Source organism: Sphingomonas aurantiaca (assembly GCF_003050705.1).
GTDB lineage: Bacteria > Pseudomonadota > Alphaproteobacteria > Sphingomonadales > Sphingomonadaceae > Sphingomonas > Sphingomonas aurantiaca.
The window spans coordinates 998784-1024468 of sequence record NZ_QAOG01000001.1; the positions used below are offsets into that span (position 1 = coordinate 998784).

The window sequence follows — 25685 nt, forward strand, 5'->3', positions numbered from 1 at the left end:
CGACCCCTCCCGCGAGCGGGAGGGGAGTTTAGCGGCTTGGTCTCATCGGGAGGGTTCCGCATGTGCGTCCTCCTGCACCGGAGTGGTCTTGGGCGCGTCGCGGTCGACCAGCAATTGGCCGCCCGCGCCGTAATTCTCGGTCGAGACCTCGTCGATCACGATCTGCACCGCGGCCGGGTTCTTCCCCAGCCGCTCGACGAGCGACTGGGTGACGTCGGCGACGATGCCGGCCTTCTGGTCCTTGGTGGCGGACCCCGAAATGCGGATGCTGACGAACGGCATCAGGCCTTGTCGTCCTCGCTCTTCGCGTCGGTCGACTCCGCAGCGTCATCCGCCGCAGCGTCGTCTGCCGCAGTGTCCTCGGCCGGAGCCGCTTCCACCGGAGCCTCGTCCGCCGCGTCAGCATCAGCCTCGGGGGCCTCGTCCTCGAACCAGTGCGCGCGCGCGGCCATGATGATCTCGTTACCCTGCTCGTCGCTCAGCCCGTATTCGGCGAGAATGCCGCCCTTGGGCTCGGGACGCTTGGGCGCATCGTCGTTGCGGCGACGTGGCTCGACGCGCTTCTTCTCGACCAGCTCGTCGGTCGCCAGATCGGCGAGATCGTCGAGCGTCTTGATGCCTGCCTTGCCGAGCGTGACGAGCATCGCCTCGTTCAGATACGGCATGTCGATCAGCGCGTCCTCCACGCCGAGCGCGGTACGCTCTTCGCGGCTGGCCGCGTCGCGACGCTCGAGCGCCTCGGTCGCGCGGTTCTGCAACTCGCCCGCCAGGTCCTCGTCGAAGCCCTCGATGCCCGCGATCTCCTCGACCTCGACATAGGCGACCTCTTCGAGGTTCGTGAACCCTTCGGCGACCAGCAGCTGTGCGAGCGTCTCGTCGACGTCGAGCTCCTTCTCGAACATCGCCGAGCGCTCGACAAAGTCCTTCTGGCGCTTCTCGGAGGCATCGGCCTCGGTGAGGATGTCGATCGCCTTGCCGGTCAGCTGCGACGCGAGCCGCACGTTCTGGCCACGACGGCCGATCGCCAGCGAAAGCTGATCGTCGGGAACGACTACCTCGATGCGCTCTTCTTCCTCGTCGATCACGACGCGACTGACCGAGGCCGGCTGCAACGCGTTGACGACGAAGGTCGCGATGTCGGGCGACCAGGGGATGATGTCGATCTTCTCGCCCTGCATCTCCTGCACGACGGCCTGCACGCGGCTGCCCTTCATGCCGACGCACGCACCGACCGGATCGATGCTGGAGTCATGCGAAATGACGCCGATCTTCGCGCGCGAACCGGGATCGCGGGCCGCGGCCTTGATCTCGATGATGCCGTCGTAGATTTCGGGTACTTCCTGCGCGAACAGCTTCTTCATGAAGTCGGGGTGCGCGCGGCTGAGGAAGATCTGCGGACCGCGGTTCTCGCGGCGGACGTTCAGGATCAGCGAGCGGATGCGGTCGTTGACGCGTACCACTTCGCGCGGGATCTGCGCGTCGCGGCGGATGACGCCCTCGGCGCGGCCCAGGTCAACGACGACATGGCCGAACTCGACGCGCTTGACGACGCCGGTGATGATCTCGCCCGCGCGGTCCTTATACTCTTCGAACTGACGCTCGCGCTCGGCGTCGCGGACCTTCTGGAAGATGACCTGCTTGGCGGCCTGCGCGGCAATGCGGCCGAACTCGATCGGGGGCAGCGGATCGACGATGAAGTCACCGAGTGCTGCGTCCTTCTGGAGCTTCTGCGCGCCCTTGACGTCGACCTGCTTGAAATAGTCATCGACCGCCTCGACCACTTCGACGACGCGCCACAAGCGCAGATCGCCGGTGTTCGGATCGAGCTTGGCGCGGATGTCGTTCTCGGCGCCGTAGCGCGAGCGGGCGGCGCGCTGGATCGCGTCCTCCATCGCCTCGATCACGATCGCCTTGTCGATCATCTTCTCCGACGCGACCGAATTCGCGATCGCGATCAGTTCCGCGCGGTTTGCGGTGACTGCCGTGGCCATCAATGCTGTCCTTCTTCGGTGTCGGCCTCGTGAGCGTCAGGCTCATCGGTGGGCGTATCTTGATAGAAAACCTCGTCCGCGCCTTCGGTCGAAAGCGGTGCGGTCGCGGCGATGAGTCGGTCGGTCATGACGAGCTTGGCGTCGGCGACTTGGCTGAAGTCGATCGTCATGATCTTGTGCTTGTTCACGTCGACGGTGATCTTGGTGCCCTCGACGCCCATGAGGTTGCCCGAGATCTGCTTGCGGTCCTCGAACGGCTCGACGAGGCGGATACGCGCCTCCTGGCCTTCCCAATCGGCAAAGTCCTGGAGACGGGTCAGCGGGCGGTCGATACCGGGGCTCGATACCTCGAGACGATACGCGTCCTCGCCGACCGGGTCCTTGCCCTCGGCCTCGAGCGCGTCGAACTTGTCCGAGATGCGGCGCGACAGCTCGGCGCAATCCTCGATCACCAGCTGGCGGGTGTCGGGGCGCTCGGCCATCACCTGCAGCGTCGGGTCGGACTTGCCGCCCTGCATGCGCACGCGCACGAGGCTGAGGCCGAGCGCCTTGGCCTCGGGTTCGATCAGGTCGGTCAGCAGGGCGATATTCGCCATTGAAATTCCAAACAGGGCCAAAGCACAGGGGGTTTCCGCCGCGGAGCAAGCCCCGCAGCCTCTTCACCTGGCGATGTAGAGAAGTGATGTCTCTATACGCCGGGTGGCGCTGGTCCGCAAGCGCGGGCAACCTTCGTTCGTCACGCCGCGTTTGACTAGGGATTTCCGGGAGAGAATCATGATCCGCAAAACGCTGTTCGCCACCAGCCTGTTGTCCGCCACGCTGCTCGCTTCGACTGCCTGTTCCGCGCAACCCGCCGCGGCCGGCAAGCCGTTCAAGGAGACGGTCGTCGCAGACTTCGAATCGCCCTGGGCGATGACGTTCCTGCCCGACGCGCGCATGTTGGTGACCGAGAAGAAGGGGCAGATGCTGCTCGTTTCCGCCGATGGCAAATCGCGCCAGACGATCGCGACGGTCAAAGTCGATTCGGCCGGGCAGGGTGGTTTGATGGACGTCGTCCTCGCCCCCGACTTTGCGACCAGTCAGCGCGTCTATTTCAGCTATTCGACCGCGGGGGAGGGCGGCAAGGGCGTCGTCCTGGCACGCGGGCAGCTGTCGGTTCCCGTGTGCGTCCAGGCGCCCTGCGACTTTGCCCGTTTGGAAAACATTACCGAATTGTACCGCGCGCGTCCGTTCGTGGAGGGCAACGGCCATTACTCTGGCCGCATCGCTTTCTCGCCCGATGGCAAATATCTGTTCTTCACCAATGGCGAGCGGCAGAAATTTACCCCGGCGCAGGATCCGAAAGGGACGCTCGGCAAGGTGTTGCGCCTGACGCTCGACGGCAAGCCCGCGCCCGGCAACCCGCTCGCGGCCAAGGGCTTTGCGCCGGAGGTCTGGAGCTACGGCCACCGCAACCTGCTCGGCATCGCGTTCGATTCGCAGGGCAATCTGTGGGAGCAGGAGATGGGCCCCAAGGGCGGCGACGAGGTCAACCTGATCAAGCCCGGCCTCAATTATGGCTGGCCCAACGCGTCGAACGGCAGCCATTATGATGGCCGCGACATTCCCGATCACAAGCCGGGCGATGGCTATGAGCCGCCCAAGGTGTCGTGGAACCCGGTGATCTCGCCCGGCGGGCTGATGATCTACTCTGGCAGTATGTTCCCGCAGTGGAAGGGCGACGCGTTCATCGGCGGGCTGTCGTCGAAGTCGCTCGTCCGTGTCGACCTGAACGGCACGTCTGCCGCGAAGGGCGATCAATGGGACATGCGCGCGCGAATCCGCGAAGTCGAACAGGGGCCCGACGGCGCGATCTGGGTGCTGGAAGACGGCGGCGATTCGCAAGGCCGCCTGATCAAGCTGACCGCGAAGTAGGCCGCATTCCCCTCCCGCTTGCGGGAGGGGGCAGGGGAGGGGGCGACGTACGTACTGGCGTCCGGCTGATGGGGCACGCCCCTCCCCCGACCCCTCCCGCAAGCGGAAGGGGAGTAGAAGATCAGTCTCGCACAATCAGATAGTTCATCCGCGCCGCGGCGATCGGCTTGTCGCGTTCGTCCTGCCAGGCGGTGGCCTCGACGTTCGCAACGCGCGTGCCCAGCCGCGTCACCACGCCGGCCGCGCGCGTCGGCTTGTCACGCCCGCCACGCATGAAATCGACCGTGACGTTGACCGGCTTGATCCGCGGGTCGGACCCATTGGCGCCCTCGGCCTCCAGCGCATGCTGCAACGCCGCGATCGCCGCCATCTCGAGCAACCCCGAGATCGCACCGCCGTGCAGGAACCCCGGCCGCCCCAGCACGTCATCCGCAAACGGCATCACCAGCACGGGCGGCGCCCCCGCCTCGATCTCGACCGAGACGCGCAGGATCTCCGCATAAGGCGGCAGACCGATGCTCATGCCTCGATCCTTCTGTTGAGGCCCATGCCCGCCACGTCGCCCACCACCATGAACGTCCCCGCGACATGCGCGAGCGGATCGTTCGGGTCGCCGTCATGCGCCTGCCCGCGCACGAACGCGATCGAGCGCGTGATCCGGTAGCATTCGCCGCGCCCGATCACCGTCTTGCCGGGCGTCGCGGGGCGCAGGTAATCGACGCGCAGGTCGAGCGTGGCGTGCGGCACGAACGCGTTGCGCTTGATCCAGATCGCCAGACTCGTCGCCATGTCCATCATCGTGATGATCGGCCCCGACGCGATCACGCCGCTCGCCGGATCGCCGATCAGCCGTTCGTCATAGGGCAGCGCAAGCTCCGCCCAGTCATCGCCATGCGCGTGATAGCGCATGCCCAGCGCGGCGCCGTGCCCGCCGAACCCGCGCGTCGCAAACCATTGTGGATCAAAACCAGCCATCCGCCCGCCTCTACACGCCGCACGTCGGCGCGCAACATTGCGGGCGAGCGCAGTGGTGGTTAGCGTTGTCGCAAAGATCGAGAGGATCGCCCCAATGAACGACCGCGTCACTATAACCGTCGCCGAAGGTGTCGCCGACGTCCGCCTCAACCGCGCGGAGAAGATGAACGCGATCGACCCCGCGATGTTCGAGGGCATCGCCGCGGCGATTCACCAGCTTTCCGGCATGAAGGACGTCCGCTGCGTCGTGCTGTCGGGCGAGGGCAAGGCGTTCTGCGCCGGGCTCGACATGGCGTCGATGGCGAGCGGCGGGTCGGGACTGCCGCTCGGCGACCGGACGGCGGGTGGCGCGAACCTCCCGCAGCAGGTCGCGTGGGGCTGGCGCACGTTGCCGATGCCGGTGATCGCCGCGGTCCACGGCGTGGCGTTCGGCGGCGGCTTCCAGATCATGTCGGGCGCCGACATCCGCATCGCGCACCCCAGCGCGCGCTTCGCGATCCGCGAAAGCCATTGGGGCCTCGTCCCCGACATGGCGGGCATCGCACTGTGGCGTACGCTGGCGCGCGACGACGTGCTGCGCGAACTCACCTATACCGCGCGCGAGTTCGATGGCGCGGAGGCGGTGCGGCACGGCTTCGTCACGCGGCTGTCCGAAGACCCGCTCGGTGAGGCGATGATGCTCGCGCGCGAGATCGCGTCCAGGAACCCGCACGCGATCCGGGGTTCGAAGCGTCTCTACAACCTCGCGGCGGATGCAGACGCGGTGGCGGTCCTGCACGCCGAGACCGAGGAACAGCTGAAGGTCATCCGCACGCCGAACCAGATCGAACAGGTGCGGGCGAATATGGAGAAGCGGGCGGCGGTGTTCGAGGACTGAGCCCCCCGCGGGCGCGCGCGCGTCATCCTGACGAAAGTCAGGACCCAGAGTACCGCACGCCGCCCTCCGTAACCCTGGATCCTGACTTTCGTCAGGATGACGGGGGAGGGGCGTTCGCTACCACCCCGGCGGAGGCCGGGGCCCAATTGGGAAAGCCGCAGTAAACGGGCGCTATCCTCAGTCAGCACCATCCCCCAATTGGGCCCCGGCCTCCGCCGGGGTGGTGTGTTAGAGATTGGGGGGGACGCCCCTACTTCACCTTGTCGTACGGCGTGAAATCCCGAAACCGGCAAGAGCCCGACGGGATCGACATGCCGTTCGACACCGTCCGGAACCGATCGTTCCGGCACAGCTGCCCACCGTAAACATCGACGATCAGCGTATCGAACGGCCGCAGCGAAACACATTCGCCGACCGGCCCCGTCTTCCAGATCCGCTTGCCCGATTGCCGGTAAAGGATCGTCTGCGAATCGACGATCTCGGGCCCGTTGAGCTGTTGCAGGTTGATGCACCGCACCGGCGCCCCCGCAACCCGCCCCGCCAGCGGATCGGACTTGCCCGCCACCAGCATCAGCGCGACCGCCGCAAGAACCGGTGCGCGCATCATGGCTTCCGATACGGTATGAAATCGCCGAAGCTGCAACTGCCGGTCGGAAAGCGCGATGTCTGGTCGAAGGTCTGAGCGATATCGCCGCGGCACAATTGCCCGCTCGGCGTCCGCGTCACGAGGATATCGCCGCGCGCGATCCCCTCGCATCCGCCGACGGTGTCGCTCCGGTACACCAGCCCGTTATTGACCCGGTACAGGATGGTCGCGCCGTAGCCCGAGCTCTGCTTTTGCGGGAACTGGCTGATGCACGTCTCCGGCTTGCCCGGTACGAGCCCGGCAAGCTCCTTCGCCAGCTTCTCCTGTACGTCCGCCTTGCGGACCTGCGCGCGCTCGACGTCCGCCTGCGTCTGCGTACACGCGCCCAGTATCACGGCCGGGAGCATCAGGAGTGGCAGGAAAAGCATACGCATCGCAACGCTCCTCAAAAGTCTTACCACCCCCATACGCCTCCTACCCGCGAAACGCATCCTTCGCCGCACGATAGCCCGCCAGCTGCTCGACCGAAGTCGCCCTCAGGAACGGGTTGGTCGCGCGCTCCAGACCGATCGTCGTCGGCACCGTAGGCTCACCTTTCGCGCGCGCCGCGTCCACCTCGGCCATCCGCGCGACGATGTCGGCATTGTCCGGTTCGGCGACCAGCGCATAGCGCCCGTTGCTCTGCGTATATTCGTGTCCGCAAAACACCTCGGTCTCGTCCGACAGCACCGCATAACGCTGCATGTTCGCGAACATGTCCGCGGGCGTTCCCTCGAACAACCGGCCACACCCCATTGCGAACAGCGTATCGCCGGTGAAGATCGCCGCATCGTCGGCGAAGTGGAACGCGATATGCCCCTGCGTATGCCCCGGCACGGTCATGACGGTCGCCGCATGCGCGCCGAGCCGGACGACATCGCCTTCGCCGACCTGCTCGTCGAGCGTCGGGATCCTGTCCGCCTCCGCCGCGGGGCCGACGATCGTTGCGCCATACGCCTTCATCTCGGCGTTGCCGCCGGTGTGGTCGGGATGCCAGTGAGTCGTCCACACCCGGTCGATCCGCCAGTCGCGCATCTTGGCGGCGGCGATCACCGGCCCCGCCTCGCCCGGATCGACCACCACCGTCTCGCCCGAGTCGGTGTCGTGGATCAGCCAGGCATAATTGTCGGCGAGGACGGGGACGCGGACGATATCGAGCATCAGCGGCTCACCACTTGCCGGTGTTCGGCATCGACGCCCAGGGCTCGGCCGGATCGAGCGCGCCGTCGGCCTGCAACAGCTCGATCGAGATGTTGTCGGGGGTCCGCACAAACGCCATGTGGCCGTCGCGCGGCGGCCGGTTGATCGTCACGCCGGCATCGTGAAGCCGCTGGCAGGTGTCGTAGATATTGTCGACGCGGTAGGCGAGGTGCCCGAAATTGCGACCCTCGCCATACTCCTCGGGATCCCAATTGTGCGTCAGCTCGACCTCGGCACCCTCGTCGCCGGGGACCGACAGGAAGATCAACGTGAACCGCCCCTTCTCGTTCTCCATCCGCCGGACCTCCTTCAGCCCGAGCATCTCGAAGAACGCGATCGTCTTCGCCGGATCGGTCACGCGGATCATCGTGTGGAGGTATTTCATGCTTGCTCCGAGGGTTGTTCGGAACGGGAGATAGGAATGGGGAGGGGGTGGTGAAAGGGCACGGACTCACCTCATTGTTTCCCCGCGAAGGCGGGGACCCAGGCTGGGCTCCCGCCTTCGCGGGAGAACAAGGACGCTAGCGTCCGACCGGCGCGCTCGTACTGGGAGCGTTGGCACGCGGAGCGCTGCTCCCCGCGTCGAACTGCCGCAACGCCGTCACCGCACTCCGCCCCACCGCCGTCTCGGGCGCCAGTCGCGCCGCCTGCCCCCAAGCCTCGCGCGCACCAGCCTCGTCGCCTGCCAGCGCGGCGATATTCCCCGCCTCGAGCTGCACCGACGCGTCATCCGCCGAGCGTTTCAACGCCTCGCCGATATCCTTCTTGGCGCGCACGGGATTGCCTTCGCGTCGCGCCAGCGTCGCCGACAACAGCCACGCGAGCGGATCGTCCGCGGCATTGGTCAGCGCCAGGTCGATATCGGTCCGCGCCGATTCCAGATCGCCCGTGGCCACCAGCGCGCGCGCATGATCGAGTTGCGCCTCGCCCAGCGGCAGCCCGGTCAGCGTCCCCGCGGTCAGCGCCGAATCGAGCGCGGCGCGAGCCTTGGCGGGTTGCGCCGCCGCCAGCCACGCATTCCCCGCCTGCGCCCAGTAATTGGCCGCCCCCGCATCCTTGGCGAGTTGAGCCTCGCGCGCCGCGTCCTCGAACTCGCCCGCGGCCGAGGGCCAGCTCTTCTCCGCCGCGAACGCGAGCCCGGCGCAACCCCGCGCGAGAAAGCGCCCGCCTGCAATCCGCCAGCGTCCAGCCTCCGCGCGCGCCGCCTCCGGATCGCTCTCGGCAAGCGCCACGCAGCGTTGCAACCGGTCGGTCCGGATCTCGAGCGGACCGGCGGCGGCCCTGGGCGTCGCCACCTTGGACTTGGGCGTGGCGTCGGCAGGGCTGGCCTGCGCGAGCGACAGAAGCAGCAATGGCAGGATCATAAGGCGGCGATCACATCCTCAACCGCCCGGATGATGAGGGAGATGTCGCTGTCGCGCGACAGGCGGTGGTCGCCGTCCTTGACCAGCCATGTCTGCACATCGGCTGAACGCACCAGCTCGGCGAGCCGCGCGGTCCGCTGCCACGGCACGTCCGGGTCGCGCTGGCCCTGCACCAGCCGCACCGGGCCATCGAACGCGATCTCGCCAAACATCAGCCGGTTGGCCTCGCCCGAGGACCAGAAGGCGCGGGTATAGACGGTCGGTGCCGGACCGTACGGGTTCTTGCGCTCCAGCCGCCCGCTGGTCAGCAGCGCCATCTTCTCGTCGGTGGTAAAGCCCCAGTCGGTGAAGTCGGGCGCCGGCGCGACGCCGACCAGCCCCTTGACCAGATCCGGCCGCGCCTTTGCCGCCAGCAGCATCAGCCACCCGCCGAGCGACGACCCGACGATCACCGCGCCGTCCTCGACCAGCGCATCCAGCATCGCGAGCACGTCGTCGCGCCAGTCGGCCAGCGTCTGTTCCTCGAACGCGCCCTCGCTCTGCCCGCACCCGCCATAATCGAACCGCAGGAACGCACGCCCCTCGGACTTCGCCCAGGCCTCGAGCGTCACCGCCTTGGTCCCGGTCATGTCGGACGCATAGCCCGACAGGAACACGATCGTCGGCCCGGTGCCCGGGGTGTGGTGATAAGCGAGGCGCGGGCGCTCCTTGGCGGGAGGCGAGGCGGCGGGCTGCGTGGTCGTATCGGTCATCCAACAGCTGTAGACTGTCTTCAAGCGGCTGGTGAAGAGGGTACGGAACCAGGGTTGACGCCGGCCGCCCCCTCCCCCTGGCGGGGGAGGATCGACGGGACGGACTTCGCCCTTGTCAGATGATGAATTCGACCGTCTTCATCTGCGCCTGGTCGGCGGCGACCGCGCCGCGTTTCTCGACCATCTGGCGGTGGAGTTCGGCGACCGTCTCGCTGCCGCGCGTCTTGCACAGCGCGGGGACGACCGCGTGGACCAGCGCGCCGAGGCCGCCCTTGATCATCGTCAGGCCGAAGCGGCTGGCGACGCCGAAATGCTCGGCATAGCTTTCGCCGACGGTTGCGGGATGGTCGAGGAACAGGCGGCGAAACATCGGCAGTCTCCTGCGGCGCACCCTATCATCGCGCGGCCAGCGCGTCGACCATGCCGGCGGCCAGCACGCTCAGCGTATCGTCGCGCGCGCCCATTACCACGATCCGGTCGCCGGGCCGGGCTTCGGCGACCAGCGCGGCGGCGGCCTCCGCGCGGTCGGCGATGTGCCGTGCGTCCCGGCCTCCCGCGGCGATCTGCGCGACGATGTCGGCGCTGGTGACCTCGCGCGTGACCGTGCCGCCATAATAAGCCGGGTCGGGGAGGACTAGCAGGTCGTCGGGTGCCATCCGCTCGACGAAGGTGGCGACGAGTTCGGTGCCCATGACCTTGAGCGGGCCATAGCCGTGCGGCTGGAACAGGAGGAGCAGGCGGCCGGGAAAGGCGTGGAGCGTGTCGAGCGTGGCGGCGATCTTGTCGGGGTTGTGGCCGAAATCGTCGATCACCGCGACGCCGGCGGCTTCTCCGACCAGGTCGAAGCGGCGGCGCAGGCCGGTAAAGCCCGCGATCGCTTTGACCGCGTCGGGCAGCGACACGTCCGCCGCCATCGCCGCACCGATCGCGGCAAGCGCATTCGAGACGTTGTGGCGGCCGGGGACGGCGAGCTTCACGCGCGTGCGGGCGCCGCGCGAGACAAGGTCGAACTGGATTGCGAACGGTTCGGGCTTGAGGTTTTCGGCGCGCAGGTCGGCCGAGGCGTCGATCGCAAACGTCGTCACCTGGCCGCGCGGCAGCCGCGAGGCGAGGGCTGCGGCGTCGGGATCGTTGGCGTTGACGACTGCCGTCTCGGCCCGCGCGATGAAGCCGCCGAACAGCACGCGCAGTTCCTCGAGCGACTTGTGATCGAGGCTGACATTGTTGAGCACTGCGATCCTCGGCGCATAATGCGCGATCGAGCCGTCGCTTTCGTCGACCTCGCTGACGAAAGTCTCGCCGGCGCCGATCAATGCGCTCGCAAACGGCGCGTCGGCGGTGGCGAAGTTCTTCATCACCGCGCCGTTCATGACGGTCGGGTCGCGGCCGACCGCGTGGAGGATCCAGCCGATCATGCCGGTGACGGTCGACTTGCCGCTGGTCCCCGCCACGCCGATCGGCAGGCGGCTGTCGTTGAACAGCGAGGCGAGCAGTTCGGCGCGGGTGGCGCGCGGGCAGCCGAGCGCGTCGGCGGCGATCATGTCGGGGACAGTGGCCTCGATCGCGGCGGAGGCGACGACTCGCTGGTCCGCGGACACGATGCCGCTGCCGTCCTGCGGGAACAGCGCGACGCCCTTCGTCGCGAGATCGGCGAACTTGGCGGGGACGCGGCCCTGGTCGAGATTGCGGTCCGATCCCGCGACGGTCGCGCCGCGGCCCGCCAGGATCATCGCGAGCGGCATCATGCCGCTGCCGCCGATGCCGACGAAGAAATAGGCTGGGGAGGCGGCAGGCTGGTCGGAGGGGTTGGTGATATCCATGCGCTCGCGCTATCGGCGGTTGCGTAACGGGGCAAGACAGGACGAACCATGCGCATCGGTGTTCTCGCCGCGTCGAGCCGGACCAATCCCTCGGCGATCCCTGCGATCACGGCGTATGCCGCGACTGCGTTTCCCGAGGTCGAGCTGGTGTTTCATCCGCAATGCACCGCGACCGACGGGCATTTCGCGGGGTCGGATTTCGCGCGGGCGGCGGCGTTTCTGGAGTATGCGAACGATCCGGCGTTCGATGCGATCTGGTTCCTGCGCGGGGGCTATGGCGCGAACCGCATCCTGCAGATGGTGGTGCCCGAGTTGGGCCGCGCGGCGCGGCACAAGACGTATCTGGGCTATTCGGATGTCGGGTTCCTGCTGGGGGCGCTCTATGCGCGGCGGATCGGGCGGGTGGTGCACGGGCCGATGGTGAGCGACATCCACCGGCATGACGGCGAGGCGACGGTCGCGCGGTCGCTCGGCTGGATGGCGCGCGGCGACCGGGCGGGGCTCGAGCCGGGCTTGCGCGGGCAGCCCTCGGCGGCGTTCAACCTGTCGATCCTGACGTCGCTGATCGGGACGCCGTGGCTGCCCGACCTGACCGATCACGTGCTGATCGTCGAGGAGGTGTCGGAGCCGATGTATGCGATCGACCGGATGCTGTTCAAGGTCGCCAACGCAACCCAGCTGAAGGGGATCGCGGGGCTTAGGCTGGGCGCGGTGACCGCGGTGCAGGCGAACGAGCCGGCCTGGGGTGAGACGCTGGACTATATGATGGTGCGCTGGTCGCGCGACATGGGCGTGCCGTATCTGGGGCGCGCCGAGATCGGACACACGCAGGCGAACCATGTGGTGCCGTTCGGGGTGGTTTGAGGCCGCGCCATTAGCGTCACCCCAGCGCACGCTGAGGTCTTCCTGTTGGCGGACGGTAGGGCTGGAACTGGGAGATCCCAGCTTCCGCTGGGATGACGGATGACGGGTGGGGTCCGGCTCTCCATTTTCGTCATCCCGGGCTTGACCCGGGACCCAGGGTTGCGGGGCGCGCTGCTTGGCTCTGGGTCCTGACTTTCGTCAGGATGACGGCGGGGGCGGGGTGTCCGTGCGAGGCGGGTTGCCTATATCGGCCCCGCGACGGCATAAGCGCCGCTCTTCCATCACGAGAAAGTTCCCCATGTCCGCCATGTTCCGCATTACGCTTCCCGACGGCTCCGTCCGCGAGGTTGCGCCCGGGACTACGCCCGCAGATGTCGCCGCCGCGATCGGGCCGGGGCTCGCCAAGGCGGCGCTCGCCGCGCGGATCGATGGGCAGGTGCGGGACCTGAGCCGGCCGTTTGAGGGCGATACGCAGCTCGCGCTCGTCACCGCCCGCGACGAGGCGGATGCGCTCGAGCTGGTGCGGCATGATTTGGCGCATGTGATGGCGGAGGCCGTGCAGCACCTGTTCCCCGGCACGCAGATCACCTTCGGGCCGGCGACCGATGACGGCTTCTATTACGATTTCGCGCCGAAGGATCGCCCGTTCACCGACGAGGACCTGCCCGCGATCGAGGCAGAGATGCGCGCGATCATCGCGCGGAACGAGCCGTTCCTGCGCGAGGTCTGGACCCGCCAGCAGCTGATCGACCGCTGGACCGAGCAGGGGGAGACGTTCAAGGCCGAATGGGCCGCCGAACTGCCCGAGGGCGAGGAGCTGACGATCTATCGCCAGGGCGAGTGGCTCGACATGTGCCGCGGCCCGCACATGGTCTCGACCGGCAAGCTCGATCCCGCCGCGTTCAAGCTGACGCGCGTGAGCGGCGCCTATTGGCGCGGTGACCAGAAGAACGCGATGCTCAGCCGCATCTACGGCACCGGCTGGCTCAACAAGAAGCAGCTCGACCAGCATCTCTTCCGGCTCGAGGAGGCTGCCAAGCGCGATCATCGGAAAATCGGGCAGGAGATGGACCTGTTCCACCTCCAGTCCGAGGCGCAGGGGTCGGTGTTCTGGCATCCCAACGGCTTCGTGCTGTGGCGCCAGCTCGAGGCGTATATGCGCCGGCGGCTCGACGCGGCGGACTATGCCGAGGTGAAGACGCCGCAGCTGATGGACGCCAAGCAGTGGGAGCAGTCGGGCCACTGGGGCAAGTATCGCGAGAACATGTTCGTCGTGCCCGACGAGATCCCCAATGTGGAAGACGAGGGCGCGGTGCTGTCCGGCGAGGGCGACCTGATGGCGCTCAAGCCGATGAACTGCCCGGCGCACGTCCTGATCTTCAAGCAGGGGATCAAGTCGTACCGCGACCTGCCGATCCGGATGGCGGAGTTTGGCTGCTGCCACCGCAACGAGCCGCATGGCGCGCTCCACGGGATCATGCGCGTCCGCCAGTTCACGCAGGACGACGCGCATATCTTCGTCCGCGAGGACCAGCTGGTCGAGGAAGTGCGCAAGTTCTGCGAGCTGCTCGACAGCGTCTACAAGCATCTGGGCTTCGAGGACTATGCGGTGAAGCTCGCGCTGCGGCCCGAGAAGCGGTTCGGCGACGACGCGATGTGGGACAAGGCGGAGGCCGAGCTGCGCGAGGCGGTGATGCAGTCGACGCTGTCCGACACGATCAAGGACAAGTTCGAGGAGCTGCCGGGCGAGGGGGCGTTCTATGCGCCCAAGCTCGAATTCCACCTGACCGATGCAATCGGGCGGACGTGGCAGGTCGGCACGATCCAGTCGGACCGCGTGCTGCCCGAGCGACTCGACGCGTCGTACGTGGGTGCGGATGGCGAGCGGCATCGGCCGGTGATGCTCCACCGCGCGATCCTCGGCACGTTCGAGCGGTTCATCGGTATCCTGATCGAGCATCATGCCGGGCGTTTCCCGCTGTGGCTGGCGCCGGTGCAGGTGGTCGTCGCGACGATCGTGTCGGATGCGGACGACTATGCGCTCAAGGTCGCGGCCGACCTGCGCAAGGCGGGGATGCGGGTCGAGACCGATCTGCGCAACGAGAAGATCAACTACAAGGTGCGCGAGCATTCGCTGGCCAAGGTGCCGCTGCTGTTCGTGGTCGGCAAGCGCGAGGCGGACGAGGGAACGGTCGCGATCCGGCGGCTCGGCAGCCAGGGCCAGGAGATGATGAGCCTCGACGATGCGGCGGCACGGGTTGCGGTCGAGGCGCGCGCACCCGATATGTGATGGACGAGGCCGGCTTTCCGCGCAGAGCTTTCTGCGCTATAAGCCGGCCCAAATACTTCGTCAGAAACAACAGGAGCAACCCCCATACGTCCTCCCACGATGCGCCGGCCGATGCAGGCGCCCGCGATGAACGGCCCGCGATTCAACGAATTCATCCAGAGCCAGAAGGTCCGCGTGATCGATCACGAGGGCGAGAATCTGGGCGTGATGTTCACGCGCGAAGCGATCGAGCAGGCGGCCGAACACGGCCTGGACCTGGTTGAAGTTTCGCCCAACGCCGATCCGCCCGTCGCCAAGTTCCTCGATGTCGGCAAGTTCAAGTACGAGGCGCAGAAGAAGGCGAACCTCGCACGCAAGTCGCAGAAGACGCAGGAGATCAAGGAGATCAAGATGCGTCCGAACATCGACGACCATGATTACGACACGAAGATGAAGAAGGTGAACGACTTCATCGGCGAGGGCGACAAGGTCAAGATCACGCTGCGCTTCCGTGGCCGCGAGCTGAGCCACGGCCAGCTGGGCATGAACCTGTTGAAGCGCGTGCAGGACGACGTCGCGGAGATCGCCAAGATCGAGGCGTATCCGCGCATGGAAGGCCGTCAGATGCTGATGGTGCTCGCGCCGAAGTAACCCCGGCAGCGCTGGTATCAGCGCATGCAGGTCTGGAAGGCCGGTTCGACAGGGGTCGGACCGGCCTTTGTCGTGTCTGCGACGGTCGGGGTCGTGTCCGGGACCGGAGCGAGCGGTTCAAGCGCACGGGATCTAAGATTTTTTCCAACGGTGGCGGAAGCGGGGGGTAGCGCCTAGATTCCCCTGCAATGTCCTCTCCCAACTCCCCCGATCGATTCAACGAAGACAAATCCACGTTCGCGGTGCGCGGCGGTGGTGAAGCGCCCGACCTTGCGGCGGGCGTCGCGGCGATCCGCAACGTGCTCGGCACGCTGCCGGTCCGCCCCGGCGTCTACCGCATGCAGGATGCGCGCGGCGACGTGCTCTATGTCGGCAAGGCGCGCGCGCTCAGGAATCGCGTCGCCAACTATGTCCAGGTCGAGCGGCTGACCAAGCGCCTCCAGCGGATGGTGTCGCAGACCCGGTCGATGACGATCGTCACGACCAACAACGAGGCCGAGGCGCTGCTGCTCGAATCGCAGCTCATCAAGCGCTATCGCCCCGCGTACAACGTGTTGCTGCGCGACGATAAGAGCTTCCCCTTCATCCTGCTGCGCGACGATCACGATTTCCCGCGCGTCCAGAAGCACCGCGGCGCCAGGCGTGCGAAGGGCAATTACTATGGCCCGTTCGCGAGCGCCGGATCGGTCAACAACACGCTCAACGCGCTCCAGAAGCTGTTCCTGCTGCGCAGCTGCACCGACAGCTTCTTCAAGACGCGCGACCGGCCGTGCCTGCTCTACCAGATCAAGCGCTGCTCCGCGCCGTGCGTCGGCCGGATCGACGAGGGCGCGTACAAGGAGCTGGTCGACGACGCGAAGAGCTTCCTCGCGGGCAAGTCGACCGGCGTGCAGGCCAAGCTCGGCGCGCAGATGCAGGCCGCGGCCGAGAATATGGACTTCGAACTCGCCGCGCTGCTGCGCGACCGGTTGAAGGCGCTGACGTTCATCCAGGGCACGCAGGCGATCAATGCCGAGGGCGTGGGCGACGCGGATATCTTCGCGATGGCGTGCAAGGACGGGCTGATCGGCATCCAGGCGTTCTTCATCCGCGGCGGCCAGAACTGGGGGCATCGCAGCTTCTTCCCGCAGCACACCAACGACGTCCCCGAGGACGAGGTGCTCACCAGCTTCCTCGGCCAGTTCTACGAGGACGTGCCGCCCGCACGCCAGATCCTGCTCGACCGCGAACTGCCCGAGGCCGCGCTGCTGGTCGAGGCGCTGGGCGAGCGCGCGGGCTACAAGGTCGCGCTCCAGGTCCCGCAGCGCGGCGATCGCCGCCGCCTGATGGATCAGGCCAAGCGCAACGCGATCGAGGCGATCGAGCGCCGCCAGGCCGAATCGACCACGCAGGCCAAGCTCCTGCGCGAGGTCGCCGACCTGTTCGACCTCGCCGAGCCGCCGCAACGGATCGAGATCTACGACAACAGCCATATCCAAGGCACCGCCGCGACCGGCGCGATGGTGGTCGCGGGGCCGGAGGGCTTCCGCAAGGGCCAGTATCGAAAGTTCAACATCAAGGACAAGGACACCATCCCGGGCGACGATTTCGGGATGATGCGCGAGGTCTTCACGCGGCGCTTCGCGCGCGCGCAGGCCGAGGATCCCGATCGCGATTCGGGCGAATGGCCGGACCTGGTGCTGATCGATGGCGGCAAGGGGCAGCTCAACACGGTCAAGGCCGCGCTCGAGGAGATCGGCGTCGAGGACGTGTGTCTCGTCGGGATCGCCAAGGGGCCGCAGCATGGCCGCGACGGACGCGAGGTGTTCCACATGCTCGACGGCCGCGAATTCCAGCTCCCCGTCAACGCGCCCGTGCTGTTCTACCTCCAGCGGCTGCGCGACGAGGTCCACCGGTTCGCGATCGGCGTCCACCGCGACAAGCGCAGCAAGGCGATCGGCGCGAGCCCGCTCGACGAGGTCCCCGGCATCGGCCCCGCGCGGAAAAAGGCGCTGCTGATGCATTTCGGCACCGGCCGCGCGGTGCGCAACGCGAGCCTTCAGGATCTGCAACAGGCGCCGGGAGTCTCGGCGGGCGTCGCGCAACAGGTCTACGACTTCTACCATTCGCGGTGACGGGGCGGGGGGCGCTGCGGGGCGCCACACCTGCCCCAAACCCAGGCTGCGTTCGTGGAAATAGATCCAGATCAAACTGATTGCATAAAACTAAACCCATTCTTCACTCGCCATTGTTACATTGTGACGTGCCAACGCCCGTTTTCCTGACCGTCGATACCGAATTCGCCTGGCGGCATCATGCGGCCGGGCGCGATTCTGACGAGATCTATGCGCGGTCGCTCGAACCCGCCGGGGTCGGGCTGAGCTACCAGCTTGCGGAACTCGCCCGGCATTCGCTCAAGGCCTGTTTCTTCGTCGATCCGATGCCCGCGCTCGTCTACGGCCTCGCGCCCGTGCGGCGGATGGTCGAGACGATCCTCGCCGCCGGGCAGGAAATCCAGCTGCATCTCCACCCGAACTGGACCGCGGCGCGGCGGGGGGACCGGGGCGAGCATCACGGCCGCTTCCAGCTCTACGACTATAGCCTGGCCGAGCAGATCGACCTGCTGGTGCGCGCGACCGATCTGCTGGTCGAAGCCGGCGCGCCCAAGCCGATCGCGTTTCGCGCAGGCAGCTATGCCGCCAATGACGACACGTTGACCGCGCTGTCGACGCTGGGTTTCACCTATGACAGCAGCCACAACGGCTCCGAAGCACCCCATACGAGCCGGATCTCGCTGCCCGCGCAACAGATCGCACCGGTGCAGCGCAGCCGCGACGGCGGCGTGATCGAGGTGCCGGTCACGGTGATCGAGGAGCGGCGCGACCGGGTGCGCACGTTCCAGCTTTGCGCGCTGTCCGCCGGCGAGAGCTATGACGCGCTCGAACATGCCGCGGTGTCGGGGCATGGCGCGGTGACGATCGTCAGCCACGGGTTCGAACTCGCCAACCGGAGCGGGACGCGGCCCAACGCGGTGCATGTCCGGCGTTTCCGCGCTTTGTGCGCGATGCTCGACGAGATGCGCGCGGCATTGCCGACGCATCATTTCGCGGATCGCCCCCCGCTCGCGCTCGGTCATCCCGACGTGCCGCTCGCGCCGGACCGGTTGCGCATGCGCTGGCGGCAAGCCGAGCAACTCTGGTCGAACTGGGTCGAGGAACGCTCATGACCGCGCCGCCGGCGACGGCGGACCCGCGCGTTCGACGGCTGGCGCTGAAGTTCCAGATCGGCGCGCGGACGCTGGCGACGGTAGCGCGACGACTGGTGCGCGTGCCGTTCTCGCTCGACGCCGTGCTGGCTTCGTCGGCAGAAAAGGCCCCATTCGCACTGCCCACGCTACCCGACGAGGCCGACGGCTATCTGGTGACGTCGCTGCCCGAGACGATGCTCGCCGGCCTTGACGGCAATGGCCTGATCGCGGTCGTCCGCCAGCGCTATGTCCGCTATCATGTCGATCTGGCGGCGGGCGAGGCGGCGTGGCTCGCCGGCCTGTCGGGCAGCGCGCGCTCGGGGATCAAGCGCAAGGCGAAGAAGCTCGCCGCGGCGAACGGCGGCGCGCTCGATATCCGGCGCTATCACGATGCGGCGGCGTTCACGGTCTTCCACCCGCTCGCCCGCACGGTATCGGCGGCGACCTATCAGGAAAAGCTGCTCGGATCGGGACTGCCCGACGATGCGGCGTCGGTGCGCGATCTCCAGTCGCTCGCCGACGCGGACCGGCTGCGCGCGTGGCTGCTGTTCGTCGAGGGCGCGCCGGTCGCGTATCTCTGCTGCACCGCCGAGGGAGAATCGCTGCGATACGATCATGTCGGGCACGATCCGGCGCATAACGACCTGTCGCCCGGCGCGGTGCTCCAGGTCGAGGCGATGCGCGACCTGTTCGCGGAAGCCCGGTTCGCACGGTTCGACTTTACCGAGGGGGAGGGCCAGCACAAACGCCAATTCTCGACCGCGGGGACGGCGTGCGTCGATGTGCTGATGCTGCGGCCGACGCTGGGCAACCGCGCGACACTGGCCGCGCTGCGTGGGTTCGACGGCGCGATGGCGTCTGCCAAGCGGGTGGCGACGCATCCGGCGTTGGCGAGGTTCGCGAGGAAGATCCGCCGCTAGGGTCGCGATTGCCAGTCCCAGGCAAGGTGACGAACCCATGTCGTCGCACCGCGAATCGCAGGCCCCACACCCCCGCCGTCATCCTGACGAAAGTCAGGATCCAGAGCCACGCAGGGCGACACTCGTTACCCTGGATCCTGACTTTCGTCAGGATGACGGTGGTGTGGTGGGATGGCGGGGCGCCGGCCCCTCCCGCTCCCGAGACGACCGGGGTATAGGCCCCTCATGCACCTCCGCGCAGCCGCCATCGTCGTCGCCGTCCGTCAGCACGGCGAGCATGGCGCGATCGTGCGCGCGCTGACCCGCAACGACGGCGTGCAACCCGGCTATGTCCGCGGCGGGCGGTCGCGCGCGATGCGGCCGGTGCTGCTGCAGGCGAACGTCATCCAGGGCGAATGGCGCGCGCGCACCGGCGAACAGCTCGCCTCGCTCACCGCCGAACTCATCCACAGCCGCGCGCAGATGCACGGCGAGCCGCTGGCGGCAGGCGCGCTCGAATGGGCCACCGCGCTGACCGCGGCGGCGTTGCCCGAAGCGCAGCCCTATCCGCAGATCCACGACGCGCTCGACGGCGTGCTCGGCGCGATCGAGGCGGCGCCGTCCGCGCGCGGCTGGGCCGCTGCGCTGGTGCGGTATGAATTGCTGATGCTGGCGGAACTCGGCTTCGGGCTCGACCTCGACCGGTGCGTCGCGAGCGGCACCGCGGACGATCTCGGTTTCGTCAGCCCCAAGAGCGGTGCCGCGGTCTCGCGCGGGGCGGCGTTCGGCTATGAGGCCAAGCTGCTCAGATTGCCTACCTTCCTGATGGTCGGCGGGGAGGCGGACTGGCCCGACATCTTCGACGGGCTGCGGTTGACCGGCCATTTCCTCGCGCGCGACATCCTCGTCGACCGGCGCGCCGACCCGTTGGCGGCGCGCGATCGGCTGGTCGATCGGCTCAAAAGGGCGGTTGCGTGAGCGCGCACCGCCCGGCAAGGGCCGCGCAGGAGGAACGCACATGCCCTTGATCGCGATACTGGCCGGCGACGGCATCGGACCCGAAGTCACCGCGGAAGCGCGCCGGGTGCTCGATACGCTCGGCCTCGACCTGACCTATGAAGAGGGCCTTGTCGGCGGCGCCGCGTTCAAGGCGGCGGGTCATCCGCTGCCGACTGAGACGCTCGACCTTGCTCGCCGTGCCGACGCCATCCTGTTCGGTGCGGTCGGCGATCCCGATTGCGATGCGCTCGAGCGCCAGTTCCGCCCCGAGCAAGCCATTCTCGGCCTGCGCAAGGCCCTCGGCCTGTTCGCGAACCTGCGTCCCGCCAAGCTGTTCGCAGGCCTCGAGGATGCGTCCGCGCTGCGCCCCGAGATCGCCCGGTCGATCGACATGGTCATCGTCCGCGAACTGACCGGCGACGTGTATTTCGGCGTAAAGGGTATCCGCACCACCGCCGACGGCCTGCGCGAAGGCCATGACGAGATGCGCTACGACGAAGCCGAGATCGCGCGCATCGCCCGCGTCGGCTTCGAGACCGCACGCACGCGCAAGGGCAAGCTGTTGTCGGTCGACAAGGCCAATGTGCTCGAAACCTCGCAGCTCTGGCGCGACGTCGTGATCGAGGTGTCGGCCGACTATCCCGATGTCGAGCTCAGTCACATGTATGTCGACAACGCGGCGATGCAGATGGTCCGCAACCCCGGCCAGTTCGACGTGATCGTCACCGGCAACCTGTTCGGCGACATCCTGTCCGACGAGGCGTCGATGTGCGCGGGCTCGATCGGCATGCTCCCGTCCGCTGCGCTCAACGACTCGAACAAGGGCATGTACGAACCGATCCACGGCAGCGCGCCCGACATCGCCGGGCAGGGCAAGGCCAATCCGTGCGCCGCGATCCTGTCCGCGGCGATGATGCTGCGCCACTCGCTCGACCTGCCCGACGCAGCCGACCGGATCGAGGCCGCAGTTGCCGCGGCGATTCTCGGCGGCGCACGCACGCCCGATCTGGGCGGCACGCTGACGACCCGTGAGATGGGCGATGCGGTGTTGGCCAACCTCGCTTGACCGGCGCCCTTCTCGAGCTCGCGATCGTCATCCCGACGTTCAACGAGAAGGGCAATGTCGCGACGTTGATCGCTAAGCTCGATCAGGCGCTCGTCGGGCGCCGGTGGGAGGCGATCTTCGTCGACGACGACAGTCCCGACGGGACCGCCGACGCCGCGCGCGCGATCGCGCGGCTCGATACGCGGGTGCGCGTGATCCAGCGGATCGGCCGGCGCGGGCTGTCGTCGGCGTGCATCGAGGGGATGTGCGCCACCGCGGCGCCGTTCGTGGCGGTCATCGACGGCGACCTCCAGCATGACGAGACCGTGCTGCCCGCGATGCTCGACCTGCTCAAGACCGGCGAGGCGGAGGTGGCGATCGGCTCGCGCTTCGTCACCGGCGGCTGCACCGGCGAATGGGACAGCGACCGCGTCGCCAAGTCGGCACTCGCCACCCGGCTTTCGCGGCGCGTGCTGAAGTGCGATCTCAACGATCCGATGAGCGGGTTCTTCATGATCCGCACCGACATCGTCCGCCAGCTCGCGCCGTCGCTGTCGGCGATCGGGTTCAAGATTCTGCTCGACCTGCTGACCGCCAGCCCGCAGCCGCTCCGCTTCGTCGAGGTCCCCTACACCTTCCGCTGCCGCACCGAGGGCGAAAGCAAGCTCGATCACGTCGTCGCGATGGAATATCTGATCGCGCTGTACGACCGGATGTTCGGACGGTTCGTGCCGGTGCGGTTCGCGATGTTCTCCGCGATCGGCGTGCTCGGCGTCGGCATCCACATGGCGGTGCTGACCGCGCTGTTCGTCGGGGTCGGCGCGAAGTTCGTGCTGGCCGAGATCGTCGCGACCCTCGCCGCGCTCACCTTCAACTTCTTCCTCAACAACGCGCTGACCTATCGCGATCGCCGGCTTAAGGGGTGGCGGCAACTCGTCGACGGCTGGGTCTCGTTCGCGGTGATCTGCTCGGTCGGCGCGGTCGCCAATGTCGGTATCGCGGCGTTCCTGTACGAGATGCGCGACGGCGCCTGGGCGGCGTCGGCTCTGATTGGCGTGCTGGTCGGCGCGGTGTGGAACTACGCACTGTCGTCGAAATTCACTTGGGGGCGGTACTAGGGCGAGCGACCGTTACGGCCGCAAGGCTTGTCATCGCGGCTCCCCAGCGGCAAAGCGGCGCGCATGAAGCGCAAGACCGGCCAGGATCGTTCGATCACCCAAAATTGGCGTCCCGCGACGCGCGCCATCCGCGGCGGCACTGCCCGCAGCGAATATGGCGAGACGTCGGAGGCGTTGTTCCTCACCTCGGGCTATTGCTACGACAAGGCGGGCGACGCCGCGGCGCGCTTTGCCGGCGAGCAGGAGGGGATGACCTATTCCCGCCTCCAGAACCCGACGGTGCAGATGCTCGAGGAGCGGATCGCGCTGCTGGAGGGCGCCGAGGCGTGCCGGACGATGGCGACCGGCATGGCGGCGATGACCGCGGCGTTGCTCTGCCAGCTGCAGACCGGCGACCACCTCGTCGGCGGCCGCGCGGCGTTCGGCTCGTGCCGCTGGCTGACCGACACGCTGCTGCCGAAGTTCGGGATCGCCACGACGATCGTCGATGCGCGTGATCCGCAGGCGTTCCTCGACGCGGTCCGCCCGGAGACCAAGGTGTTCTTTTTCGAGACGCCCGCCAACCCGACGATGGACATCGCCGACCTGAAGGCGATCTGCGACATCGCGCGCGAACGCGGCATCACCACGGTGGTCGACAATGCGTTCGCGACGCCGGCGCTCCAGCGGCCGATGGAGTTCGGCGCGGACGTCACCGCCTATAGCGCAACCAAGATGATGGACGGGCAGGGCCGCGTGCTCGCCGGCGCGGTCTGCGGGACCGAGGATTTTATCACCAACACGCTGCTGCCCTTCACGCGCAACACCGGGCCGACGCTGTCGCCGTTCAACGCGTGGGTCGTGCTCAAGGGCCTCGAAACGCTCGACCTGCGGATCCACCGCCAGTCCGAGAACGCGATGAAGGTCGGGCAATTCCTCGAAGGCCGCGTGCCGCGCGTCCTGCACCCCTTCCTGCCGAGCCATCCGCAGCACGAACTCGCGATGCGTCAGATGGACGCGTGCGGCCCGATCTTCGCGTTCGAGGTCGAGGGGCGCGAACAGGCGCATTCGTTGCTCGACGGGCTCGAACTGGTCGACATCTCGAACAACATCGGCGACTCGCGCTCGCTGATGACACATCCGGCCTCGACCACGCACGCGAGCGTCTCGCCCGACAAGCAGGCCGAGATGGGCGTGACCGAAGGGTTGCTCCGCATCAACGTCGGGCTCGAGGACGCGCAGGACGTGATCGACGATCTCGACCAGGCGCTGAGCAAGGCCGGTCTATGAAGGCGCTGTTCCCCAACGCGGCGACGACCGATGGGGTAACGGTGCGCGTGTCGGTCAGCTATTTGCCCGAACAGTCCGAACCCGAGCGTGGCCGCTGGTTCTGGGCCTACCACATCCGCCTCGAGAACGAGGGCGACGAGACCGTCCAGCTGCTCACCCGCCATTGGGTGATCACCGACGGCCGCGGCGCGCGTCACTCGGTCGAGGGCGAAGGCGTGGTCGGCGAACAGCCGGTGATCGAACCGGGCGCCAGCTTCGACTACGTCTCGGGCTGCCCGCTCGCGACGCCATCGGGCGCGATGCAGGGCACGTACCGCATGGTCCGCGAGGACGGCGCGATCTTCGACGTCGAGATCCCCCGTTTCGCGCTCCTCGCGCCCGCGGTGCTGCATTGAGGAGTTCGCGATGAAGCGCACGCATCTCCCGCTCAACGGCCTGCGCGTACTCGACGCGGCCGCGCGGCATCTGTCGTTCACGCGCGCCGCGGACGAACTCGCGGTCACGCCCGCCGCAGTCGGCCAGCAGATCCGTGCGCTGGAGGATACGCTCGGCGTCGTCCTGTTCCGGCGCACCACGCGCGGGCTCGAACTGACCCCCGAAGCCGAGGCTGGCCTCGGTGCGCTGCGCGGCGGCTTCCTCCAGTTCGAGGAGGCGGTTCGCGCGATGCAGGCCGGCCAGTCCTCCAAATCGCTGACGATCGCCGCGCCGCGCGACCTGACCGAGAAATGGCTGATGCCGCGGCTCGCGCAGATCGCCGACGCCGATCCCGAACTCCGCTTCGTGCTGATCACCGCGGACGAGAATGTCGACTTCACCGAGGCCAATCTCGATCTCGCGATCCGCTGGGGCGATGGCCCCGGCGAGCATGAGGGCGAGGCGATCGAGTCCGAGGGCATGGTGACGATCGCGGCACCCGGCAGGGATGGCGACTCGGCGATCGCCTGGTCGGGTGAGGACGGCGTGGCGCTGGTGCGCGTCACCGACGCCGGGCTCGCGATCGACGCGGCCGCGGCAGGCCTTGGCCGCGCGACCGTGCCCGAACTGCTCGCCCGCCGCGACCTTGCGCAGGCACGCGTGCGAATCGTCGGCGAACCGCAGCCGTCCAAGGGCGGCTACTGGCTCGTCGCCCCGCTGCCGCAGTGGCGCCAGAAGAAGGTCCGGGCGCTCGTGGACGCCCTCACCGCGTGAGGCAGCACGGGCGTAGACCACGGCGGGCCGGCGTCTCGCCGGTCCTCAGGACGCGACGGCTGCGCTTGCGCCCGCTCGTCGAGGGGGATGCGTCGGCGCTGCACCCGATGCTCGCCGATGCGGATCTGATGACCTATTCCGCCGATGGTCCGCTCGGCAGCGTCGACGACGTCCGCACCTATCTCGCCGAGGAGGCCGCGCCGGGCAACCAGCGCACCTGGGCGATCACGCGCACCGGCGACGATCGCGCGATCGGCTGGGTCTCGGGCAGCGAGGCCGACGGGGCCGGGGTGACCGAGATCGGCTTCATCCTCGCGCGCGAAGCCTGGGGGCGGGGGATCGCACGCGAGGCGGTGTCCGCGGTGATCGACCGGCTGTTCGCCGAAGGGCGCAAGCGCGTGTTCGCGGATGCCGATACCGAGAATGCGGCGTCGATCACGTTGCTCGAGCGGCTGGGGTTCCGGCGCGAGCGGCTGTTGCAGGGCGAGTGGGAGACGCATCTCGGCCTGCGTGACAGCCTGATCTACGGGCTCTGCGCGGACAGCTGGCAGGCCGCCGGGCGAGCCTGATTACCGGAACCAATCCCACAGTCCGCACCACCCCGGCGGAGGCCGGGGCCCAGGTGGACAGGTGGTCGTA

28 protein-coding genes are annotated in these 25685 nt (G+C 67.8%); 15 read left to right on the forward strand and 13 right to left on the reverse strand.

The window, feature by feature from the left end; genetic code table 11:
• Positions 1-42 precede the first annotated feature (42 nt).
• From C8J26_RS04610 to rimP, 3 genes are read right to left on the reverse strand one after another with little or no spacing between them, the layout of a single operon-like run.
• The gene (locus C8J26_RS04610; RefSeq protein ID WP_107956858.1) at positions 43-282 is read right to left on the reverse strand and encodes a tautomerase family protein; all 240 of its coding nucleotides are present in this window, start codon (positions 280-282) and stop codon (positions 43-45) included.
• Positions 282-1991: a transcription termination factor NusA gene (gene nusA / locus C8J26_RS04615; RefSeq protein ID WP_107956859.1), complete on the reverse strand. Its 1710-nt coding sequence runs from the start codon at positions 1989-1991 to the stop codon at positions 282-284. Before nusA ends, C8J26_RS04610 begins: the two co-directional genes overlap by 1 nt.
• A complete protein-coding gene (gene rimP / locus C8J26_RS04620; RefSeq protein WP_107956860.1) occupies positions 1991-2587 on the reverse strand; it encodes a ribosome maturation protein RimP in 597 nt (198 codons plus the stop codon). Before rimP ends, nusA begins: the two co-directional genes overlap by 1 nt.
• Positions 2588-2765: 178 nt before the next feature.
• Here rimP and C8J26_RS04625 point away from each other — a divergent pair, with 178 nt between their 5' ends.
• Entirely contained in the window at positions 2766-3905 is a 1140-nt protein-coding gene (locus C8J26_RS04625) for a PQQ-dependent sugar dehydrogenase (protein ID WP_107956861.1), read from the forward strand.
• Between the two features lie 121 nt (positions 3906-4026).
• On the opposite strand, the gene C8J26_RS04630 is transcribed toward C8J26_RS04625, so the two are convergent.
• Together C8J26_RS04630 and C8J26_RS04635 are read right to left on the reverse strand one after the other, a co-directional pair.
• Positions 4027-4428: a PaaI family thioesterase gene (locus C8J26_RS04630; protein WP_107956862.1), complete on the reverse strand. Its 402-nt coding sequence runs from the start codon at positions 4426-4428 to the stop codon at positions 4027-4029.
• Complete coding sequence (locus C8J26_RS04635; protein ID WP_056411660.1) at positions 4425-4880, reverse strand: PaaI family thioesterase; 456 nt, start codon at positions 4878-4880, stop codon at positions 4425-4427. The genes C8J26_RS04630 and C8J26_RS04635 overlap by 4 nt, the downstream gene beginning before the upstream one ends.
• 94 nt (positions 4881-4974) lie before the next feature.
• Between C8J26_RS04635 and C8J26_RS04640 the strand changes: the two genes are divergently transcribed.
• Positions 4975-5757 carry a crotonase/enoyl-CoA hydratase family protein gene (locus C8J26_RS04640; protein ID WP_107956863.1) on the forward strand — a complete coding sequence of 261 codons (783 nt, stop codon included), beginning with the start codon at positions 4975-4977 and terminating at the stop codon, positions 5755-5757.
• 250 nt (positions 5758-6007) lie between these two features.
• Here the strand turns inward: C8J26_RS04640 and C8J26_RS04645 are convergent, their stop codons facing one another.
• From C8J26_RS04645 to C8J26_RS04680, 8 genes are all read right to left on the reverse strand, one after another.
• Positions 6008-6364 carry a hypothetical protein gene (locus C8J26_RS04645; RefSeq protein ID WP_244185153.1) on the reverse strand — a complete coding sequence of 119 codons (357 nt, stop codon included), beginning with the start codon at positions 6362-6364 and terminating at the stop codon, positions 6008-6010.
• Positions 6361-6777: a hypothetical protein gene (locus C8J26_RS04650; protein WP_244185154.1), complete on the reverse strand. Its 417-nt coding sequence runs from the start codon at positions 6775-6777 to the stop codon at positions 6361-6363. Before C8J26_RS04650 ends, C8J26_RS04645 begins: the two co-directional genes overlap by 4 nt.
• Positions 6778-6817: 40 nt before the next feature.
• The gene (gene gloB, locus C8J26_RS04655) at positions 6818-7543 is read right to left on the reverse strand and encodes a hydroxyacylglutathione hydrolase (protein WP_107956864.1); all 726 of its coding nucleotides are present in this window, start codon (positions 7541-7543) and stop codon (positions 6818-6820) included.
• Positions 7544-7550: 7 nt separating this feature from the next.
• The gene (locus C8J26_RS04660) at positions 7551-7967 is read right to left on the reverse strand and encodes a VOC family protein (RefSeq protein WP_107956865.1); all 417 of its coding nucleotides are present in this window, start codon (positions 7965-7967) and stop codon (positions 7551-7553) included.
• A 136-nt stretch (positions 7968-8103) separates the two neighbouring features.
• Complete coding sequence (locus tag C8J26_RS04665; protein ID WP_107956866.1) at positions 8104-8946, reverse strand: tetratricopeptide repeat protein; 843 nt, start codon at positions 8944-8946, stop codon at positions 8104-8106.
• Complete coding sequence (locus C8J26_RS04670) at positions 8943-9698, reverse strand: alpha/beta fold hydrolase (RefSeq protein ID WP_107956867.1); 756 nt, start codon at positions 9696-9698, stop codon at positions 8943-8945. The genes C8J26_RS04665 and C8J26_RS04670 overlap by 4 nt, the downstream gene beginning before the upstream one ends.
• Before the next feature lie 115 nt (positions 9699-9813).
• Entirely contained in the window at positions 9814-10068 is a 255-nt protein-coding gene (locus tag C8J26_RS04675; RefSeq protein ID WP_107956868.1) for a DUF6356 family protein, read from the reverse strand.
• Between the two features lie 25 nt (positions 10069-10093).
• Positions 10094-11518 carry a UDP-N-acetylmuramate--L-alanine ligase gene (locus C8J26_RS04680; protein WP_107956869.1) on the reverse strand — a complete coding sequence of 475 codons (1425 nt, stop codon included), beginning with the start codon at positions 11516-11518 and terminating at the stop codon, positions 10094-10096.
• Positions 11519-11566: 48 nt separating this feature from the next.
• On the opposite strand from C8J26_RS04680, the gene C8J26_RS04685 reads away from it, so the two are divergent.
• The 13 genes from C8J26_RS04685 to C8J26_RS04750 all read left to right on the forward strand — a co-directional run bounded on the left by C8J26_RS04685 (position 11567) and on the right by C8J26_RS04750 (position 25615).
• Positions 11567-12382, forward strand: coding sequence for an LD-carboxypeptidase (locus C8J26_RS04685; protein ID WP_107956870.1), 816 nt, complete (start codon positions 11567-11569; stop codon positions 12380-12382).
• A 298-nt stretch (positions 12383-12680) separates the two neighbouring features.
• Entirely contained in the window at positions 12681-14672 is a 1992-nt protein-coding gene (thrS, locus tag C8J26_RS04690; RefSeq protein ID WP_107956871.1) for a threonine--tRNA ligase, read from the forward strand.
• 99 nt (positions 14673-14771) lie between these two features.
• Complete coding sequence (infC, locus tag C8J26_RS04695) at positions 14772-15302, forward strand: translation initiation factor IF-3 (protein WP_056411632.1); 531 nt, start codon at positions 14772-14774, stop codon at positions 15300-15302.
• 188 nt (positions 15303-15490) lie between these two features.
• Positions 15491-17416: an excinuclease ABC subunit UvrC gene (gene uvrC / locus C8J26_RS04700; protein ID WP_107956872.1), complete on the forward strand. Its 1926-nt coding sequence runs from the start codon at positions 15491-15493 to the stop codon at positions 17414-17416.
• 128 nt (positions 17417-17544) lie between these two features.
• Positions 17545-18507 (forward strand): polysaccharide deacetylase family protein, encoded by a 963-nt coding sequence (locus tag C8J26_RS04705; protein ID WP_056411628.1) that lies wholly within the window; start codon positions 17545-17547, stop codon positions 18505-18507.
• On the forward strand, positions 18504-19448 hold the full coding sequence (locus C8J26_RS04710; protein WP_107956873.1) for a GNAT family N-acetyltransferase: 945 nt from the start codon (positions 18504-18506) through the stop codon (positions 19446-19448). Before C8J26_RS04705 ends, C8J26_RS04710 begins: the two co-directional genes overlap by 4 nt.
• 225 nt (positions 19449-19673) lie before the next feature.
• Positions 19674-20405, forward strand: coding sequence for a DNA repair protein RecO (gene recO, locus C8J26_RS04720; RefSeq protein ID WP_107956875.1), 732 nt, complete (start codon positions 19674-19676; stop codon positions 20403-20405).
• 40 nt (positions 20406-20445) lie between these two features.
• The gene (leuB, locus tag C8J26_RS04725; RefSeq protein ID WP_107957077.1) at positions 20446-21492 is read left to right on the forward strand and encodes a 3-isopropylmalate dehydrogenase; all 1047 of its coding nucleotides are present in this window, start codon (positions 20446-20448) and stop codon (positions 21490-21492) included.
• Positions 21489-22589: a glycosyltransferase family 2 protein gene (locus C8J26_RS04730; protein ID WP_107956876.1), complete on the forward strand. Its 1101-nt coding sequence runs from the start codon at positions 21489-21491 to the stop codon at positions 22587-22589. The genes leuB and C8J26_RS04730 overlap by 4 nt, the downstream gene beginning before the upstream one ends.
• Before the next feature lie 63 nt (positions 22590-22652).
• Complete coding sequence (locus C8J26_RS04735; protein ID WP_107956877.1) at positions 22653-23858, forward strand: trans-sulfuration enzyme family protein; 1206 nt, start codon at positions 22653-22655, stop codon at positions 23856-23858.
• Complete coding sequence (apaG, locus tag C8J26_RS04740; RefSeq protein ID WP_056411617.1) at positions 23855-24253, forward strand: Co2+/Mg2+ efflux protein ApaG; 399 nt, start codon at positions 23855-23857, stop codon at positions 24251-24253. The genes C8J26_RS04735 and apaG overlap by 4 nt, the downstream gene beginning before the upstream one ends.
• 10 nt (positions 24254-24263) lie before the next feature.
• Positions 24264-25046 (forward strand): LysR family transcriptional regulator, encoded by a 783-nt coding sequence (locus C8J26_RS04745; RefSeq protein ID WP_107956878.1) that lies wholly within the window; start codon positions 24264-24266, stop codon positions 25044-25046.
• A 65-nt stretch (positions 25047-25111) separates the two neighbouring features.
• Positions 25112-25615, forward strand: coding sequence for a GNAT family N-acetyltransferase (locus C8J26_RS04750; protein ID WP_244185155.1), 504 nt, complete (start codon positions 25112-25114; stop codon positions 25613-25615).
• Positions 25616-25685 lie beyond the last annotated feature (70 nt).

Excerpts from the sequence above, each read along its gene's own strand:
- infC (WP_056411632.1), top strand. The coding sequence starts at position 14,772 with ATGCGCCGGCCGATGCAGGCGCCCGCGATGAACGGCCCGCGATTCAAC.
- apaG (WP_056411617.1), top strand. The coding sequence starts at position 23,855 with ATGAAGGCGCTGTTCCCCAACGCGGCGACGACCGATGGGGTAACGGTG.
- C8J26_RS04680 (WP_107956869.1), bottom strand. The coding sequence starts at position 11,518 with ATGGATATCACCAACCCCTCCGACCAGCCTGCCGCCTCCCCAGCCTAT.
- nusA (WP_107956859.1), bottom strand. The coding sequence starts at position 1,991 with ATGGCCACGGCAGTCACCGCAAACCGCGCGGAACTGATCGCGATCGCG.
- leuB (WP_107957077.1), top strand. The coding sequence starts at position 20,446 with ATGCCCTTGATCGCGATACTGGCCGGCGACGGCATCGGACCCGAAGTC.
- C8J26_RS04660 (WP_107956865.1), bottom strand. The coding sequence starts at position 7,967 with ATGAAATACCTCCACACGATGATCCGCGTGACCGATCCGGCGAAGACG.
- C8J26_RS04670 (WP_107956867.1), bottom strand. The coding sequence starts at position 9,698 with ATGACCGATACGACCACGCAGCCCGCCGCCTCGCCTCCCGCCAAGGAG.
- C8J26_RS04645 (WP_244185153.1), bottom strand. The coding sequence starts at position 6,364 with ATGATGCGCGCACCGGTTCTTGCGGCGGTCGCGCTGATGCTGGTGGCG.
- C8J26_RS04640 (WP_107956863.1), top strand. The coding sequence starts at position 4,975 with ATGAACGACCGCGTCACTATAACCGTCGCCGAAGGTGTCGCCGACGTC.
- C8J26_RS04610 (WP_107956858.1), bottom strand. The coding sequence starts at position 282 with ATGCCGTTCGTCAGCATCCGCATTTCGGGGTCCGCCACCAAGGACCAG.
- C8J26_RS04675 (WP_107956868.1), bottom strand. The coding sequence starts at position 10,068 with ATGTTTCGCCGCCTGTTCCTCGACCATCCCGCAACCGTCGGCGAAAGC.
- C8J26_RS04745 (WP_107956878.1), top strand. The coding sequence starts at position 24,264 with ATGAAGCGCACGCATCTCCCGCTCAACGGCCTGCGCGTACTCGACGCG.
- uvrC (WP_107956872.1), top strand. The coding sequence starts at position 15,491 with ATGTCCTCTCCCAACTCCCCCGATCGATTCAACGAAGACAAATCCACG.
- C8J26_RS04665 (WP_107956866.1), bottom strand. The coding sequence starts at position 8,946 with ATGATCCTGCCATTGCTGCTTCTGTCGCTCGCGCAGGCCAGCCCTGCC.
- C8J26_RS04685 (WP_107956870.1), top strand. The coding sequence starts at position 11,567 with ATGCGCATCGGTGTTCTCGCCGCGTCGAGCCGGACCAATCCCTCGGCG.
- C8J26_RS04710 (WP_107956873.1), top strand. The coding sequence starts at position 18,504 with ATGACCGCGCCGCCGGCGACGGCGGACCCGCGCGTTCGACGGCTGGCG.
- recO (WP_107956875.1), top strand. The coding sequence starts at position 19,674 with ATGCACCTCCGCGCAGCCGCCATCGTCGTCGCCGTCCGTCAGCACGGC.
- C8J26_RS04635 (WP_056411660.1), bottom strand. The coding sequence starts at position 4,880 with ATGGCTGGTTTTGATCCACAATGGTTTGCGACGCGCGGGTTCGGCGGG.
- thrS (WP_107956871.1), top strand. The coding sequence starts at position 12,681 with ATGTCCGCCATGTTCCGCATTACGCTTCCCGACGGCTCCGTCCGCGAG.
- C8J26_RS04650 (WP_244185154.1), bottom strand. The coding sequence starts at position 6,777 with ATGCGTATGCTTTTCCTGCCACTCCTGATGCTCCCGGCCGTGATACTG.
- C8J26_RS04625 (WP_107956861.1), top strand. The coding sequence starts at position 2,766 with ATGATCCGCAAAACGCTGTTCGCCACCAGCCTGTTGTCCGCCACGCTG.
- C8J26_RS04735 (WP_107956877.1), top strand. The coding sequence starts at position 22,653 with ATGAAGCGCAAGACCGGCCAGGATCGTTCGATCACCCAAAATTGGCGT.
- rimP (WP_107956860.1), bottom strand. The coding sequence starts at position 2,587 with ATGGCGAATATCGCCCTGCTGACCGACCTGATCGAACCCGAGGCCAAG.
- gloB (WP_107956864.1), bottom strand. The coding sequence starts at position 7,543 with ATGCTCGATATCGTCCGCGTCCCCGTCCTCGCCGACAATTATGCCTGG.
- C8J26_RS04630 (WP_107956862.1), bottom strand. The coding sequence starts at position 4,428 with ATGAGCATCGGTCTGCCGCCTTATGCGGAGATCCTGCGCGTCTCGGTC.